This window comes from Pseudarthrobacter woesei, from assembly GCF_055412745.1.
In genome coordinates this window covers 19,148-32,522 of sequence record NZ_JBVAYU010000004.1, presented here as the reverse complement: position 1 = coordinate 32,522, position 13,375 = coordinate 19,148, and the positions used below count along the sequence as shown (strand labels likewise).

The 13,375-nt window shown below is 67.7% G+C and carries 16 protein-coding genes; all 16 read right to left on the bottom strand.

The features are described from left to right. Nucleotides 1-7: 7 nt before the first annotated feature. Complete coding sequence (locus ACZYZE_RS07590) at nt 8-835, bottom strand: OmpA/MotB family protein (RefSeq protein WP_463907191.1); 828 nt, start codon at nt 833-835, stop codon at nt 8-10. Next, nucleotides 832-1,647 (bottom strand): motility protein A, encoded by an 816-nt coding sequence (locus tag ACZYZE_RS07585; RefSeq protein WP_459318597.1) that lies wholly within the window; start codon nt 1,645-1,647, stop codon nt 832-834. The genes ACZYZE_RS07590 and ACZYZE_RS07585 overlap by 4 nt, the downstream gene beginning before the upstream one ends. Before the next feature lie 3 nt (nt 1,648-1,650). Continuing rightward, nucleotides 1,651-1,938, bottom strand: coding sequence for a flagellar FlbD family protein (locus ACZYZE_RS07580; protein WP_459318598.1), 288 nt, complete (start codon nt 1,936-1,938; stop codon nt 1,651-1,653). A 100-nt stretch (nt 1,939-2,038) separates the two neighbouring features. Further along, nucleotides 2,039-3,154, bottom strand: coding sequence for a right-handed parallel beta-helix repeat-containing protein (locus ACZYZE_RS07575; RefSeq protein WP_463907189.1), 1,116 nt, complete (start codon nt 3,152-3,154; stop codon nt 2,039-2,041). A gap of 142 nt (nt 3,155-3,296) precedes the next feature. Further along, nucleotides 3,297-4,469 carry a flagellar hook protein FlgE gene (locus ACZYZE_RS07570; protein WP_459318600.1) on the bottom strand — a complete coding sequence of 391 codons (1,173 nt, stop codon included), beginning with the start codon at nt 4,467-4,469 and terminating at the stop codon, nt 3,297-3,299. A 31-nt stretch (nt 4,470-4,500) separates the two neighbouring features. Next, a complete protein-coding gene (locus ACZYZE_RS07565) occupies nt 4,501-4,935 on the bottom strand; it encodes a flagellar hook assembly protein FlgD (protein ID WP_326968677.1) in 435 nt (144 codons plus the stop codon). Between the two features lie 18 nt (nt 4,936-4,953). Continuing rightward, the gene (locus tag ACZYZE_RS07560) at nt 4,954-6,522 is read right to left on the bottom strand and encodes a flagellar hook-length control protein FliK (protein WP_463907186.1); all 1,569 of its coding nucleotides are present in this window, start codon (nt 6,520-6,522) and stop codon (nt 4,954-4,956) included. Beyond that, the gene (locus tag ACZYZE_RS07555; RefSeq protein WP_463907185.1) at nt 6,519-7,196 is read right to left on the bottom strand and encodes a C40 family peptidase; all 678 of its coding nucleotides are present in this window, start codon (nt 7,194-7,196) and stop codon (nt 6,519-6,521) included. The genes ACZYZE_RS07560 and ACZYZE_RS07555 overlap by 4 nt, the downstream gene beginning before the upstream one ends. Beyond that, nucleotides 7,193-7,627, bottom strand: a complete 435-nt coding sequence (locus tag ACZYZE_RS07550; RefSeq protein WP_459318604.1) for a flagellar FliJ family protein — start codon at nt 7,625-7,627, stop codon at nt 7,193-7,195. The genes ACZYZE_RS07555 and ACZYZE_RS07550 overlap by 4 nt, the downstream gene beginning before the upstream one ends. After that, the gene (locus ACZYZE_RS07545; RefSeq protein WP_463907184.1) at nt 7,624-8,952 is read right to left on the bottom strand and encodes a FliI/YscN family ATPase; all 1,329 of its coding nucleotides are present in this window, start codon (nt 8,950-8,952) and stop codon (nt 7,624-7,626) included. The genes ACZYZE_RS07550 and ACZYZE_RS07545 overlap by 4 nt, the downstream gene beginning before the upstream one ends. Further along, nucleotides 8,949-9,602 (bottom strand): FliH/SctL family protein, encoded by a 654-nt coding sequence (locus ACZYZE_RS07540; RefSeq protein ID WP_459318606.1) that lies wholly within the window; start codon nt 9,600-9,602, stop codon nt 8,949-8,951. Before ACZYZE_RS07540 ends, ACZYZE_RS07545 begins: the two co-directional genes overlap by 4 nt. Continuing rightward, on the bottom strand, nt 9,592-10,605 hold the full coding sequence (fliG, locus tag ACZYZE_RS07535; protein ID WP_459318607.1) for a flagellar motor switch protein FliG: 1,014 nt from the start codon (nt 10,603-10,605) through the stop codon (nt 9,592-9,594). Before fliG ends, ACZYZE_RS07540 begins: the two co-directional genes overlap by 11 nt. Beyond that, nucleotides 10,602-12,209 (bottom strand): flagellar basal-body MS-ring/collar protein FliF, encoded by a 1,608-nt coding sequence (fliF, locus tag ACZYZE_RS07530; protein ID WP_463907182.1) that lies wholly within the window; start codon nt 12,207-12,209, stop codon nt 10,602-10,604. Before fliF ends, fliG begins: the two co-directional genes overlap by 4 nt. Then, on the bottom strand, nt 12,209-12,514 hold the full coding sequence (gene fliE, locus ACZYZE_RS07525; protein ID WP_459318609.1) for a flagellar hook-basal body complex protein FliE: 306 nt from the start codon (nt 12,512-12,514) through the stop codon (nt 12,209-12,211). The genes fliF and fliE overlap by 1 nt, the downstream gene beginning before the upstream one ends. Further along, a complete protein-coding gene (locus tag ACZYZE_RS07520; protein ID WP_463907181.1) occupies nt 12,514-12,906 on the bottom strand; it encodes a flagellar basal body rod protein FlgC in 393 nt (130 codons plus the stop codon). The genes fliE and ACZYZE_RS07520 overlap by 1 nt, the downstream gene beginning before the upstream one ends. Continuing rightward, the gene (locus ACZYZE_RS07515) at nt 12,906-13,247 is read right to left on the bottom strand and encodes a flagellar basal body rod protein FlgB (RefSeq protein WP_459318611.1); all 342 of its coding nucleotides are present in this window, start codon (nt 13,245-13,247) and stop codon (nt 12,906-12,908) included. The genes ACZYZE_RS07520 and ACZYZE_RS07515 overlap by 1 nt, the downstream gene beginning before the upstream one ends. Nucleotides 13,248-13,375 lie beyond the last annotated feature (128 nt).

The following is a 13,375-nucleotide window of genomic DNA, read 5'->3' as shown; positions in this document are numbered from 1 at the left end:
AAAACAACTACTTCTGGCTGAGCTTCAGCGCTTCGGGAATGAGTGCCCGGACGACGTCGGGTTTGTCGGAGATGATCACGATGTCCACGCGGCGGTTCCGCTCCATCAGTTCCGGCGTGGAATCGTCGTTGACCTGCCGGGCGGAGCCGAAGGCGACGGCGCCGATGGTCGCCGGGGGAATCCCGCCGCGGTCCACCATGTAGCGCAGGACGTTGACGGCCCGCGCCGAGGACAGCTCCCAGGTGGACGGGAAGGCCGTAACGCCGTTCGCTGCGTGGCCCTCGACCATGATCTCGAGCGCTGCCGGGCCGAGGATCGGGGAGATGACTTGCAGGACCTGGGATGCCCTGCCCGTGAGTTCCGGCCGGTCGGGTTCGAAGAAGGTCTGGGATCCGATCAGTTTCACCGTCAGGCCGCGCTGGTCGATCTGGAATTCGACGTTGTCGCTGAGTCCGGCGGTGGCCAGACCTGCCTTCATCTGCTCTTCGAGATCGTGCAGCCGCTCCACTTCCTTGAGGGCCGCTGCCATCGCATCGGGGGTGGCCGGGGCGACGGCGTCTTTCTGGGCGGCGAAGGCTTCAAGATCTTTGTTCACAAGTTCCGGCGGGACGACGGTTCCGGTGGCGGTGTCCACGGTCTCGCTGGCGGTCGCCCCAAAGCCTGTGGCCAGGGAGGTGCGGAGCTTTTCGAATTTGTTGGCGTCCACCGTGGACATTGCGTAGAGCACGATAAACATGCACATCAGGACGGTGACCATGTCCATGTAAGAGGCCATCCAGCGCTCGTCGACGTGGTGCTCTTCCGGCCTCTTGCGCGGGCGGCGCCTGGGACTCACGCTGCCTTATCCAAGGTGTCCGCGCCCTTGTCTGCGCCTTTTCGGCCGCTTCCGGAGGCTTTGAGCTGGTGTTCGGGAACCATGGACCGGAGCCGTTCGGCGAGCAGCAGCGGTTGGGCGCCGGACTGCACGGCCAGCACGCCTTCCATGAGCAGCGTCATCCGTTCGATGTCCAGCTCGGACAGCCGGGCCAGGCGCGAGCTGAACGGGAGCCAGATGAAGTTGGCAGAGAGCAGGCCCCAAAGGGTGGCGATGAACGCGGCGGCGATCATGTGCCCAAGTTCGTCGGGCTTGGAGAGGTTTTCGAGGACGTGGGTCAGGGACACCACGGTGCCGATGATGCCGATGGTCGGGGCGTAGCCGCCCAGGCTGGCGAAGAACTTCGAGTTGGCGTGGTCGCTGCGCGACTTGGAGTCAATCTCATCTTCAAGGAGCACCCGGAGGTCCTCGGCGTCGGTGCCATCGGCAATGTTCTGCAAGGCGCGGGACAGGAAGGGATCCTTGACGCTGGCGGCCTCTTCTTCGAGGGACAGCAGCCCCTCGGAACGAGCCTTTTCGGCGAAGCGGACAATCTGGTCGATGCTGTCCTGGGGCTTGGACGTCTTCCCCATGAACATCTTCGGCAATGCCTTGAAGGCCTGGACTACGTCTTTGAGGGTGTTGCCGGCGAGGCCGACTGCAAGGGTGGCACCAAAAACGAGGATCATGGGGGCCGGCAGCAGGAGGGAAGAAATGCTGGCGCCCTCCAGGGTCACCATGGCTATGACAGAGCCAAAGGCGAGAAGCAGTCCAATGACTGTAGCGGGATCCATGGCTTACTTTCTTGGTTGCTCGGGCGCGGCGCGGCTGGCCTGGTGTGCTGGGTCCGACATCGGAACCAGGCTCAACGGGTACCCTGTGACCGCGGGAAAATCCCGCGCCTTGCTGAGGACGTAGGCCCGGTAGTCGGCAATGAGTTCCACCACGTCGGCGAGGCTTTCGAGGACCACGTACGCGGCTCCGTCGAGTGTCACCAGGTGGGTGTCCGGGCTCTCGTGGATACGCTCGATCAGGTCCGGGTTGACCGCGAAGCGCGTTCCGTTGAGGCGTGTGACGACGATCATGGGCCGATTCTGCTCTGTTCTTCTGCTCAGCGTTACTCAGCAAGGGGAAGGGTGTTCGCCTCTTACTGTCGGCACGGCCGCCGACTTCGTTAGGCGGCGGTTAGGCACACTTCCGGTCGTACCGGATCCCGGCAGCGGCGCCCTCGCCCAAGGCCTCGAGGGTGTCCGCCCACACGTTGGTAGCCAGGCCCGTGACGGTGCTGGCCCGGCAGTCGATGATGCGCACGGGGTACTTCGAGTTATTACCGAAATCGAACTGGTTCCGGCCGAGCCTATTGGCGCGGACCGTGACCGTGACGTGGGGGTAGTCGGCGTTGTCGATCACGATGCTGCTCTGGCCGCCGTCCAGCCAGTTGTTTTCGACGACGACGCCGGCCAGCTTGGCGACATTCTGCTGCAGCATGATCGCGGTGCTCCCGGAGGTTCCATGGGCGCTGGATTTGCTGCCGGGGCCCCGGACGGTGGAGCCGATCACGTGGTTGCCGGCGATCCGGATGTTCTCGCCGCCCTGCACCTGGATGCCGTCGTTGTGGGTGCCGTCGGCATGGGCGGGGTCGTTGCTGAAGTAGCTGAGGTCGTGGATGTAGTTGGACTCGGCCACCACATTGGCGGCCGGGGCGCCGTCTGGGCGGTTAAAGATCCCCAGTCCGTCATTGCTGCCGTAAATGTTGTTCCGGCGGGCCGTGTAGTCATGGCCCACAATCCCGTCGCGGAAGTAGGACGGCCGTTCCGGCGCGATCGTGCTGTCCTCGACCAGCAGTCCTTTCACGCTTGCGTCGGTGGCGTCCACGATCCCGGTATTCGACGGCGGGACGTGCAGCCCGCCGCGCAGCCGGCAGTTCCGGATGGTCACATTGCTGGCACGGATCTTGATGTCGCCCCAGACGTCCAGGCCATCCAGGACGGTCCCGTCCTCGGTGATGATGAGGTCTGTCCCGGCGGTGTTGTGCGCAGTGAGCTGCGTGCCCGGCGGAACTCCGGTGTTGGCCTGGCCCGGGCGGTCGGTGCCGGACGGGGTCCCGAAGAAGGCAATGGCGGCCCAGACAAGTACCAGGACCGCCACCATAATGGCGAACTTCAGGAAATGCCGGCCCATCAGGAAGGGCCGGCCCATCAGGAAGGGCCGGCCCGCTGCCGTGGAGCGGGCCGGCCGCTCCCCGGTCGATTCGCGGCCAGGCACGGGCGTGGACCCGTCGACCTCGTCGAGGTGGCTCATCCCCGTGGCAATCCGGCTGTCACAGCTCCGATTGTCCACGGAAGTGCCATTTTGCGCTACGGCCGGAGCGGCCTGGGTTCTGGCGGAATACGACGGCGGCTCCAGGCCCGGCCTTACGCCGAACCCGGAGCCGCTGCAGGACTTAGCGTTTGAGGTTGCCGAGCTCCTGCAGGACCTCGTCGGAGGTGGTGATGATGCGGGCGTTGGCCTGGAAGCCGCGCTGGGCGACGATCAGGTTGGTGAATTCCTGGGAGAGGTCCACGTTGGACATTTCGAGGGACCCGCCGGAGAGGCTGCCGATGCCGGCGTCGCCCGCTCCCCCGAGCTGCACGCCGCCGGAGTTGGCGGTGGCCACGTAGGACGATCCGCCGGCCTTCTCCAGGCCCGAGGGGTTGGTGAACTTGGCGAGGGCGATCTTGGCCAGGACCTGCTTGACGCCGTTGCTGAAGGAACCAATCACAGAGCCGTCGTTGCCGAGGGTGTAGGACTCCAGCTTGCCGGCCGCGGAGCCGTTCTGGCCGCTGACGGCGAGGGAGGTCATGCCGGCGAATCCGGATGTATTGGAGAGGTCTACGGCCACGCCGCCAACCGACAGCGGGCCGCTGGCCACCAGCACGCCATTCGGCTGCTGTGTCAACGTGACATTCGAGACCGCGGCGCCGTCGGTTGCGGCAACATCCCAACCCGTCGCGGTCTTGGAAAAGTCGATGGTGAGATTCCGTTCGGCGCCGTTGGAATCGAAAACCTTGACGACGCGCTGAAGGGTGGTCGTAACCGGAGCGTCGCTGGGCAGGTTCCCATCCATAGTCGCCGAGGTGGTGAGTTTGGCCGGCACCGGCGTGTTGGCATTAAGCGTGATGCCGCTGACCGGGCCGCCGGGGTTGACCACACCGTTGACGGCGGTCCAGCCCTGCAGAATGCCGCCGTCGGGGCTGACCAGCTGACCGGCGGCGTCGGGGTTGAAGGCGCCGGCGCGGGTGAAGAGCTGCTGGCCGCCCTTGCTGGTGACGAAGAAGCCGTCGCCGGAGATCATCATGTCCGTGGCGCGGCCGGTGCTCTGCGAGGAGCCCTGGGCGAAGTTGGTGCTGACGCCGGCGACGCGGACGCCGAGGCCGATCTGGGCCGGGTTACTGCCGCCGGATTCGGCCTGCGGGCCGGACGCGCCCTGGGTCATTTGGGAGAGCGTGTCCTGGAACTGGGTGGAGGAAGCCTTGAATCCAGCCGTATTGACGTTGGCGATGTTGTTGCCGGTGACGTCCAGCATGGTCTGGTGGGCGCGAAGGCCGGAGATTCCGGAGTACAGCGAGCGGAGCATGGGAACTGCCTTTCTACGGGTGGAAAAATGGTCAGGAAGCGGCCGGAGCGGTGAGCCCGGTGATGGAGTCCAGGGGGATGGAGAGGTCGCCGACCTTGACGGTCGGAACCGCTCCGGAGTAGGACACGGAGCTGGCGATCCCCGTGCCGGTGGTGCCGTCGCCGAGCGTGTAGCCGACGGAATGGCCGATCAACTGGGCGGCGGCCTGCCGCATCTGGAGGGAGAACCCTTCCTTGCTGTTGGTGGTCAGCTCGGACATCTTCTCCATCATGGAGAGCTGGATGGTCTGGCTCATCATCTGGTTGGTGTCCATGGGCGCGCTCGGGTTCTGGTTCTTCAGCTGTGCCACCAGGAGGGACATAAAGACCTCTGAATCCATGGTCTGCACTGGCGCGCGAACGGCTGCGGCCTGCGGGGTCTCCCCCGCGGCGGTAACCGGCTGTGAAGCGATGGGCTGGATCGTCATGAGTCGCGTTCCTTCGTGTCAGACAAGAATGTCGAGGGTGGTTTGGGGGCCGTTCAGGATTCTGGTGTTGCGCAGTGCCCCGGCGTCCGCGAGGGCCTCCCAGCGGTGTCCCGGGCGTGGCTCGCCCGTACCGTTCCGGCTGCCCGGTCCGGAGCCGCCGTCCCTGCCCGTGCCGTCCCGGCCTGCCGCATCCTGACCTGCACCGTCCCGGGCCGCGGTGCCGGGTCCGCCGTGCTCCGAGACGTCGAGGCTGGCGCCGAGGCCGGCGTCGGCGAGTTCCTTGCGCAGTTCCGGCAGTATCCCGCGGATCGCCTCGCGGCCCGCGTCGCCCGGGGCGAAGAGCTCGATCCGGACACCGGCGGCATCGATGTGCGCCCGGACCGTCATCGGTCCAAGATCCTCCGGAGTCACCTGCAGCGTCATGATGTGCTGCCCGTGGGGCGCCCCGGCCAGGGTAAACAGCGGCTTGGCCAGCTGCGGCTGGAGTGTGGCGCCGGACTGGGACGGTGCCTGGGCAGCGGGCTGCGGTACGGGCGCTGCTGCAGCCGTCGCCGGCTGGTTGGCCGGCGGCGTGGCGGCTGCTGCCGCGCCGGCCGCGGCGAGCGCGTCCGTAGGCGCGGCGGTGTTGGTTCGGGCTGTCTTAACTTCGGCCGGCACGACGGCGGCACGGCTGGCTGAGGCGCCGCCTGTGGCCATAGCGGTGGCCAACGTTGCCGATGTTACGGTCGACGGCGCCGCTGCCGTTGCACTAGCACCGCCCGGTGCCGCGTTCCCCGGCACAGCCGCGGCCGCGGGGGCAGCGGCCGGAAGATCTTCGGCAGGCGTCCCGAGCGGGGCGGTGCCGCCGGCGCCGGGTGCCAATGGCTGTGCCGCGGCCTGCCGTGTTGCGTGGGCGAAAACGGGTCCGGTATCCCCCGATTGCAGGGCAGGTCCCTGTCCGCTCACCGGCGTTGCCGCCGTCGCCGGTGTCGTCGCCGTCGCCGGTGTCGTCGCCGTCACCAGAGCAACCGCCGGTGTCGTCGGTGTCACCAGAGCAACTGCCGGTGTCGTCGGTGTCACCAGACCAACTGCCGGTGTAGTCGGTGTCACCAGAGCAACTGCCGGTGTCGCCGTCACCGCAGCCGTCTGGGATATTCCGCCCAGGAGTGCTCCGGGCACCGCAAGGCGTGGATCAGGTCCGGCCGTTGCCCCGGCCGCAGCGGCAGCGGTGGCCGGTGAAAGCTCCGGATCACCGGTCACCGGAAGCCCGGGTGCCGCGGCCGGCGCGTCCTGTTGAGTCGCCTGCCTCTGATTTCCTGCACTGCCAGATGCCAGTTGCGCGTTGCCGGCATATGCCGCCACGTTTTTCGCCGAGGCATCGGAAGGATCCTGCGCGCCGGCGTCAGCGGGAGCGTCGCGCACGGCGTCGCGCACGGCTGCGTCTGCGTCGGGAGCCTTGTCTGGAAGATTGTTGTGGACGTCGTTGAAGACGGCGTCAAAGGAACCCGCGTCGGGGCTGGCTGCCTCGGACCGCGAACGGGCACCCGGCTGGGTGCCCCGGCCCGGGACCGGTGCAGCCGGTGCCGCTGCGAGATCCAGGCCTTTCATGCGCCGGCCCCGGCCGGGACGATCCGCCGGATGGACGTCAGGTTGGAGTGCTGTTCCCAGGCGTCGCGGATCTGGATGGTTTTGCCCGGGACGGGGGCGTCGATCGCCTTGCCGTTGCCCAGGTAGATGGAGATGTGGTCCCCGCCGAAGCTGACCAGCAGGTCCCCGGGCTTGGCCTCGGCCAGCGACGCGACGGGCGTGCCCTGGCGCATCTGGTCGCTCACGACGCGGGGAATCTCGATGCCGAGGTCCTTGAAGACCCGCTGGGTGAAGCCCGAGCAGTCCATCCCGGTGGCGGGGTTGGTGCCGCCCCAGACGTAGGGAACGCCGATGTACTTCTTCGCCATGGCCACGACGTCGGTCCCTGTTGCGGCGCCGGCCGCGGGCACTGTGCCCGGCGCGGTGAGGCCTTTGAGGGCCCCCACCGCCGTCGTGCTTCCCAGCCCCAGGCTGTTGGCGAGGGAGGAAATACCGGTTCCGGCGGTTCCGCCCAGTGCAGCGCTCAGTGCGTCGGTGAAGGAGGCGGCGTCGCCGCTTCCCGTCCCGGTGGCCAGGGATGCCGCGGCGGCGGACTTCAGGGCTGCGGCGTTACTTTCGGACGCGGCGGGCTTCGTCAGCTCCGAAATCATGGACTGGATGCCCTGCATCCGGCCGATCGCCTCGGTCATGCTCATGACTTCACCGGCTGCTCGTCGCGGTGCCAGACGGTCGACGCGATTTCGTCCAGGGCGGACTGTTCGATGCGGAGGTCTTCGGTGTTGACCTCGGCATCGTGGCGGGCCTGGAGCTTTTCCAGGCCTACGGAGCGGGTGCGGGCGGCGATGAACTCGCTGCGGGCATCGGCTTCGTCGGTCTCGGCAATCCTCCCGAGGTTCTCCAGGTCGGCGAGCATGCTGTGGGACGAGGACCGTGCGGCCGCAATGGCCCGCAGGGACGCTGAGCCGGAGATCGGCTCGTCCCTGGCACCCAGCTCGCGGCGGGCGGCGGCTTCGCGGGCCCGCACGGAACTGGACCGTGACCGGGCGCGGGCAAGCCCGGTGGCGGCCTGGTCCTGCTGGATCTGGCGAAGGCGCAGTAGCCCTGCCAGGGAGAATTGGCGGTTCATGCTGCGGCTCCCAGGATCGAAGTGAGGTTCTCGAGCCGCATCCAGGACTCGGGGTGGGCCGTGGACTCATCCATCGGCTGCTGCAGGAAGGCGTTCACGTCCTGCTCGTGGTTAAGGGCCGCGTCCACCAGCGGGTTGGTGCCCGTCTGGTAGGCGCCGACGTCGATCAGGTCCTGGGCCGCCTTGCGGGCCGCGAGGACCCGGCGAAGGGTCGCCGCCGCCTCGAGGTGCGGGCGGGAGTTGACCTTGGTGGCGACGCGGGAAATGGAGCCGAGCACGTCCACCGAGGGGAAATGCCCGGTGACGGCCAGTTTCCGGTCCAGCACGACGTGACCGTCGAGGATGGAGCGGGCTGCGTCGGCGATCGGTTCGTTGTGGTCGTCGCCGTCCACCAGCACGGTGTAGATGCCGGTGACGGAGCCGGTCTCGGCGGTGCCGGCGCGTTCCAGCAGACGGGCCAGGATGGAGAAGGTCGACGGCGGGTAGCCGCGGGTCGCGGGAGGCTCGCCGGCGGAGAGGCCGATCTCGCGCTGGGCCATGGCCACACGGGTGAGGGAGTCCATCATCAGGACCACGTCCTGGCCCTTGTCCCGGAAGGATTCGGCGATGCGGGTGGCGGTGAAGGCCGCGCGCATCCGCATGAGGGCGGGTTCGTCGGAGGTGGCGACCACGACGACGGAGCGCGCGAGGCCGGCCGGGCCAAGGTCGTCCTCGAGGAATTCCCGGACTTCACGCCCGCGCTCCCCGACGAGGGCGATCACGGAGACCTCGGCGTCCGTGCCGCGCGCGATCATCGAGAGCAGGGAGGACTTGCCCACGCCGGAGCCGGCGAAGAGGCCCATCCGCTGGCCCTTGCCGAGGGTGGTCATCGTGTCCAGGACGCGCACCCCGGTCTGCAGGGCCGTGTCGATGCGGGCGCGCTTCATGGCGTTCGGGGCTTCGTTGTCGATGGGCACGCGGGGGCCGCTGTTGAGCGGGCCCTTGCCGTCGATCGGGCGGCCAAGGCCGTCGATGACGCGGCCGAAGAGTCCCGGTCCGGTGGGGACGAGGACGTTGCCGTCCTTGGCCCGGACGGGGTCGCCCGCCGCAACACCGGCAAGCCGGCCCAGCGGCATGCAGCGCACGGAGCCGTCCAGCGCGGCCACCACTTCGGCGTCGAGGCCGGGGTTCTGGCCCACGGTCACCAGGTCGCCCAGCGCGCAGTCAAGCCCGGACACTTCGAGTCCCAGGCCCATGACCGAGGTGACCACGCCCACCCGCTGCGGGGCGGCTGCCATGAGGGCCTCGGCGTAGTCGGCACCCTTCGGGCGCCACTCGGCGATCATGGCTGGCCTCCCGGCACGCTGTCGCCCCAGCCGTGGTCTCCCAGGAGTGCGGCGCGGGCGCGGGACAGGGCGCTGCCCAGGCCTGCGTCGAGCCAGCCCTGCTGGTATTCGACCCTGGCGTCTCCGCGGCTCAGCGACTGGTCTGCTATCAACGGCAGGCCGGCCGGCAGGTCCTGGCCTTCCTTGGCGAGAACGTCGATGTCGGCCGGGTTGAGCCGGATCGCCAGCACGGTGGCGTCGTCGTTTGCGGAGAGGGCGCGCGCCAGGGCGGCACGCGCCGTCCGGGTGCCTTCGGCGAGTTCGTAGCCCAGGATGGCCTCGGCGAGTTCCAGCGCGGTGCGGGCAAGGACCTCTTCGGCGTCTTCCAGGGCCCGGACATTGCGGAGGGCGAAGTCGGTCCGCGCCACGGCAAGGGCGCGCACGGCACGGTCGAGGTCCTGCTGCCCGGCAGCCAGCGAGGCAGCCTGTTCGGCCGCCATCCGGTCCCGCCAGCGGCGCTGCTCCTTGGCGGCGGCGCGGACGCCGGCGGCATAGCCGGCGGCGTGGCCCTCGGTGTAGCCGGCCTGCTCGCTGGCAGGGCTGCTTGAGCGCAGCGAGGGGAAGACAATCCGGGCCGGGGCACTGCCGGCAGCGGATCCGTCAGTAAACATAGTCTTCTTCGTCGCGGTGGATGGTGATCTCGCCTTCGGCGTCCAGTTCGCGGATGGAACGGACCACGGCGGCCCGGGCCTCTTCGATCTGTGAGGTCCGCAGCGGGCCCAGCGCAGCGATCTCGGCTTCGAGGATTTCCAGGTTGCGGCCGGAGACGTTGGTGGTGATGCTTTCGAGGACGGCTTCCGAGGCGCCCTTCATGGCGACGGCTAGCACCGTCGAATCCAGGCTGCGAAGCACCAGCTGGGCGTCGCGGCGTTCCAGTTTGACGATGTCGTCGAAGGTCACCATCTGGGCCCGGATCTCCACGGCGAGCTCCGGGTTCAGCAGGTCCAGGCCGTCCAGCACGGAGCGTTCCGTGCTGGCGTCGGCCTTGTTGATGATCTCCAGCAGCGGCTGGATACCGCCAACCACCTTGGAGGCCTGCTGCGAGACGGCGGCCCCGCCGCGCACCTTCAGGGTTTCCGCGACAATCCCGATCGCTTCGGGCGCGCCGGAACCCATCGTGGCGATGCACAGGGCGACGTCGGCCCGGAGGGAGCCGGGGAGTCCGGACATCACAGCCGAGGCCTTCCGCGGGCTCAGATGGGCGAGGACAAGGGCGATGGTCTGCGGAAGTTCGCCGTCGATGAGGGCCAGGACCTGAACGGGTTCAATTTCTTCGAGGAATTCGAAGGACCGGCCCGCCACGTTGACCGCCAGGCGGTTGATCAGTCCGGCGGCCTTCACAGAGCCGAAGGAGGCTGCGAGGAGGTTTTCGGCAAGTTCCCGGCCGCCCCTCGCCTGGCGGGGAGCGGACAGGGCGCTTTCACGGAATTCGGTCATGACCTGCTCGGCCACCACCGGGTCCACCTTGCGGAGGCGAACAATCTCGGCGGCAATGTCTTCGGCCTCGGAATCCGTGAACTGCGCCATCACCCGGGCGGCGTTGGTCGAGCTCATCTGCATGAGGACAACAGCGGCCCGCTGCGTTCCTGTGAGTGTCGATTCGGCGATTTTCATACCGACTGCCTGTCGTCCATCAGCCCGCGCAGGTAGTCGGCCACCTTTTCGGGATTGTTCGCCACCATGCTGTCAATCTCTTGGCGGTGCCTCTCGTCCTCAATCTGGAAGGGCGACGGCGGCAACGGCGGAAGCGCCGTCATCGGGATGGCCGATGTCATGGGCGGGGCACCGATCGCGGAGACGGCGGGCATGACCGGCATTATCTCCAGGTCCAGGCGTTCGCCAAGGTCCACCGGTTCGCGCTTCTGCCGGCGCCGCAGCACCATCGCGATCACGAGGGCGAGGATCAGCAGTCCCAGCAGGATGCTGCCGGCGGTGATCAGCGTCCCGAAGAACGCCGACTGCTTTTCGGCTTCCGTCTCGGCCTTGGCGGCCTCGAGGGAGGCCGCGGCCTGGTCCGCGGCGGCGGTGCTGAACGGCACCACTTCCACCGTGACCACGTCGCCGCGGGCCGTGTCGATGCCGGCGGCGGCGGTGACGAGGGAGGTCAGCGAGCCCAGATTCAGTCCGCCGGCGGCGGACTGGTTGACGGCCACGGAAATGGTCTGCCGCTTGACGGCGCCCGGCGGGATCACGCGATCTTCGGTGACCTTGTTGACCGCGTTGTTTTTGGTGGCGGTGGAGGAGTCGAAGCTGCCGTTTCCGCTGGTGCCGCCGGGAACAGCGATGTTGTCCGGGCCCAGGACGCCCGCGGCTCCTCCCCCGGTGCCGGTGTATTTCTCGGTCTTGGAGGATTCGCTGAGCGGCAGGGCGTCGGCGGCGTTGGAGAACGTTTCGCTCTTCTGCTGGGCTGATTCTCCGGTGACGTCCGCGGCCACGGCCACGGTGGAGTTGCCGGGACCCACAACGCGGTCCATCACGGCCTTTACGGCGTCGGACGTGCGCTGCTGGTAGTCGGTGGCCTGCTTGGTCGCCGATCCGGCGGCCCCGCCGCCGACGGAGGACAGGACGTTTCCCTGCGAGTCGACAACGGAGACGTTGGCGGGCTTGAGGTTTTCGATGGCGGCGGAGGTCAGGTGGACGATCGCCTGGACTTTGTCGCCGGAGAGTGTGGTGCCGGCGGCGGTTTCCACGAAGACGGAGGCGGTGGTGTCCGGGGTCTTGGACACGAAGACGGTCTTTTCCGGGATCGCGAGGCGGACCGCGGCGGTCTTGACGCCGTCCATGGCCGTGATGGTGCTCGCCAGTTCGCCCTCGAGGGCCCGCTTGTAGGTGACGGACTGCTGGAACTCGGAGGAGGTGACCCCCATTTTGTCCAGCAGCGAGTAGCCGGTGGCTGCCGCCGTCGGGAGTCCCGCGGCGGCAGCTTTGAGGCGCTCGTCGTAGACCTTGGCCTGCGGCACCAGGATGGTGGAGCCGCCGTCACTGAGTTCGTACGGCACGTTGTCCTTGCGCAACTGCTCCACGATGCCGTTGGCGTCGGTGTCCTTGAGGCCGGAGAACAAAGGCGTCATGGTGGGCCTGGACAGCCACGCGGAGAGGGCAATGATGCCCACCACCAGCAGGGCAGCGCCGATTGCGGCGAGGGTGCGCTGGCCGGTGGTGAATCCTTTGAGGCCGGATCCGAAGCGCTGGAAGAAGCCGGTAACTTGCGGAGGCATCAGGCCTGCATCCTCATGATCTCGTTGAACGCATCGACGCCCTTGTTGCGGACGGTGGCCACGAGCTCGAGGGTGATCTGGGCGCGGCTCGCCGCGAGGGTGGCGTTGTGGATGTCATCCAGGTTGCCGGTGACGGCCGAAACGGCAAGCTCTTTCGACGTCGACTGCAGCTGCTGGAGGTTGTCCACAGCGCCGGTGAGCGAGGCACCAAAGGCGGAGCCGTCAGTGCCGGTGGCCGCGCCTGCGCCGGACAGGTAGTCCGTGGGCATAACGCCCTGGACGGGGGCGATTGGGGAAACAGGCATCAGGATCTTCCAATCTCAAGGGCGGCCAGGTACGTCTCACGGGCGCGGTCAACCACCTGCGCGTTGGCCTGGTAGCCGCGCTGGGCAATGATGAGCGCGCCCATCTGTTCGGCCATGTCCACGTCCGGGTACTTCACGTTGCCGTTGGCGTCCGCCAGGGGGTGGTCCGGCTGGTAGACGATCCGGCCTTCGCCGCTGCCCAGCTGGGTGCTCTTGACGTAGACGCCGGTGCCCTCGGCGCCCTCGGCCGCTTCCACGTACTTGGTCTGGAAGGCAGGTCCGCTGGTGCGCGAGGCGTTGTTCATGTTGGCAAGGTTGTCCGAGACGGCGTCGAGCCACTTGCGGTGCACGGTCAGGGCGGAGCCGGCGATGCCGATCGCGTCGAAAGTCACTAGTTGGTCCTCATCGCGGCGCGCACGGCATTGAATTCCCCGCCGATGGCCCGGGCGGCAAACTGGAAGCGCAGCACGGTGTCGATGTTGGACAGGGTCTCGGTGTCCAGGTTGACGTTGTTGCCGTTGAGCTGGGTGGGCTCCAGCGAGGTGCCCGTGGCGGCGGAAACGCTGCCCTTACCGGACTTCACGGAGTCCGCAAGGGCAGCCTCGAAACTGACGCGCTTCGCCTGGTAATTCGGCGTGTTGACGTTCGCGATGTTATTCGCGATGGCGCGTTGGCGCAGCGCAAGGCCGTCCATGGCGCTGGCCAAGGCGGCGGAAGTCACGGATTCGAGCACAGTGTCCTGCCTGGGATGGTTTCGGGTGGCCGATCCGTGGCCGTCAGACGAGCGATCCGTGCTCTATCAGTCGTTATCGGCACTGCTCAGCCGCGCGTTAGGAGAAATCCCAACCAGTTTTTCAGGCA

Bases quoted from the DNA above. Each gene is read 5' to 3' on its own strand.
- ACZYZE_RS07585 (WP_459318597.1), bottom strand. From the start codon at position 1,647: ATGGATCCCGCTACAGTCATTGGACTGCTTCTCGCCTTTGGCTCTGTC.
- ACZYZE_RS07580 (WP_459318598.1), bottom strand. From the start codon at position 1,938: ATGATCGTCGTCACACGCCTCAACGGAACGCGCTTCGCGGTCAACCCG.
- ACZYZE_RS07575 (WP_463907189.1), bottom strand. From the start codon at position 3,154: ATGAGCCACCTCGACGAGGTCGACGGGTCCACGCCCGTGCCTGGCCGC.
- ACZYZE_RS07570 (WP_459318600.1), bottom strand. From the start codon at position 4,469: ATGCTCCGCTCGCTGTACTCCGGAATCTCCGGCCTTCGCGCCCACCAG.
- ACZYZE_RS07565 (WP_326968677.1), bottom strand. From the start codon at position 4,935: ATGACGATCCAGCCCATCGCTTCACAGCCGGTTACCGCCGCGGGGGAG.
- ACZYZE_RS07560 (WP_463907186.1), bottom strand. From the start codon at position 6,522: ATGAAAGGCCTGGATCTCGCAGCGGCACCGGCTGCACCGGTCCCGGGC.
- ACZYZE_RS07555 (WP_463907185.1), bottom strand. From the start codon at position 7,196: ATGAGCATGACCGAGGCGATCGGCCGGATGCAGGGCATCCAGTCCATG.
- ACZYZE_RS07550 (WP_459318604.1), bottom strand. From the start codon at position 7,627: ATGAACCGCCAATTCTCCCTGGCAGGGCTACTGCGCCTTCGCCAGATC.
- ACZYZE_RS07545 (WP_463907184.1), bottom strand. From the start codon at position 8,952: ATGATCGCCGAGTGGCGCCCGAAGGGTGCCGACTACGCCGAGGCCCTC.
- ACZYZE_RS07540 (WP_459318606.1), bottom strand. From the start codon at position 9,602: ATGTTTACTGACGGATCCGCTGCCGGCAGTGCCCCGGCCCGGATTGTC.
- fliG (WP_459318607.1), bottom strand. From the start codon at position 10,605: ATGAAAATCGCCGAATCGACACTCACAGGAACGCAGCGGGCCGCTGTT.
- fliF (WP_463907182.1), bottom strand. From the start codon at position 12,209: ATGCCTCCGCAAGTTACCGGCTTCTTCCAGCGCTTCGGATCCGGCCTC.
- fliE (WP_459318609.1), bottom strand. From the start codon at position 12,514: ATGCCTGTTTCCCCAATCGCCCCCGTCCAGGGCGTTATGCCCACGGAC.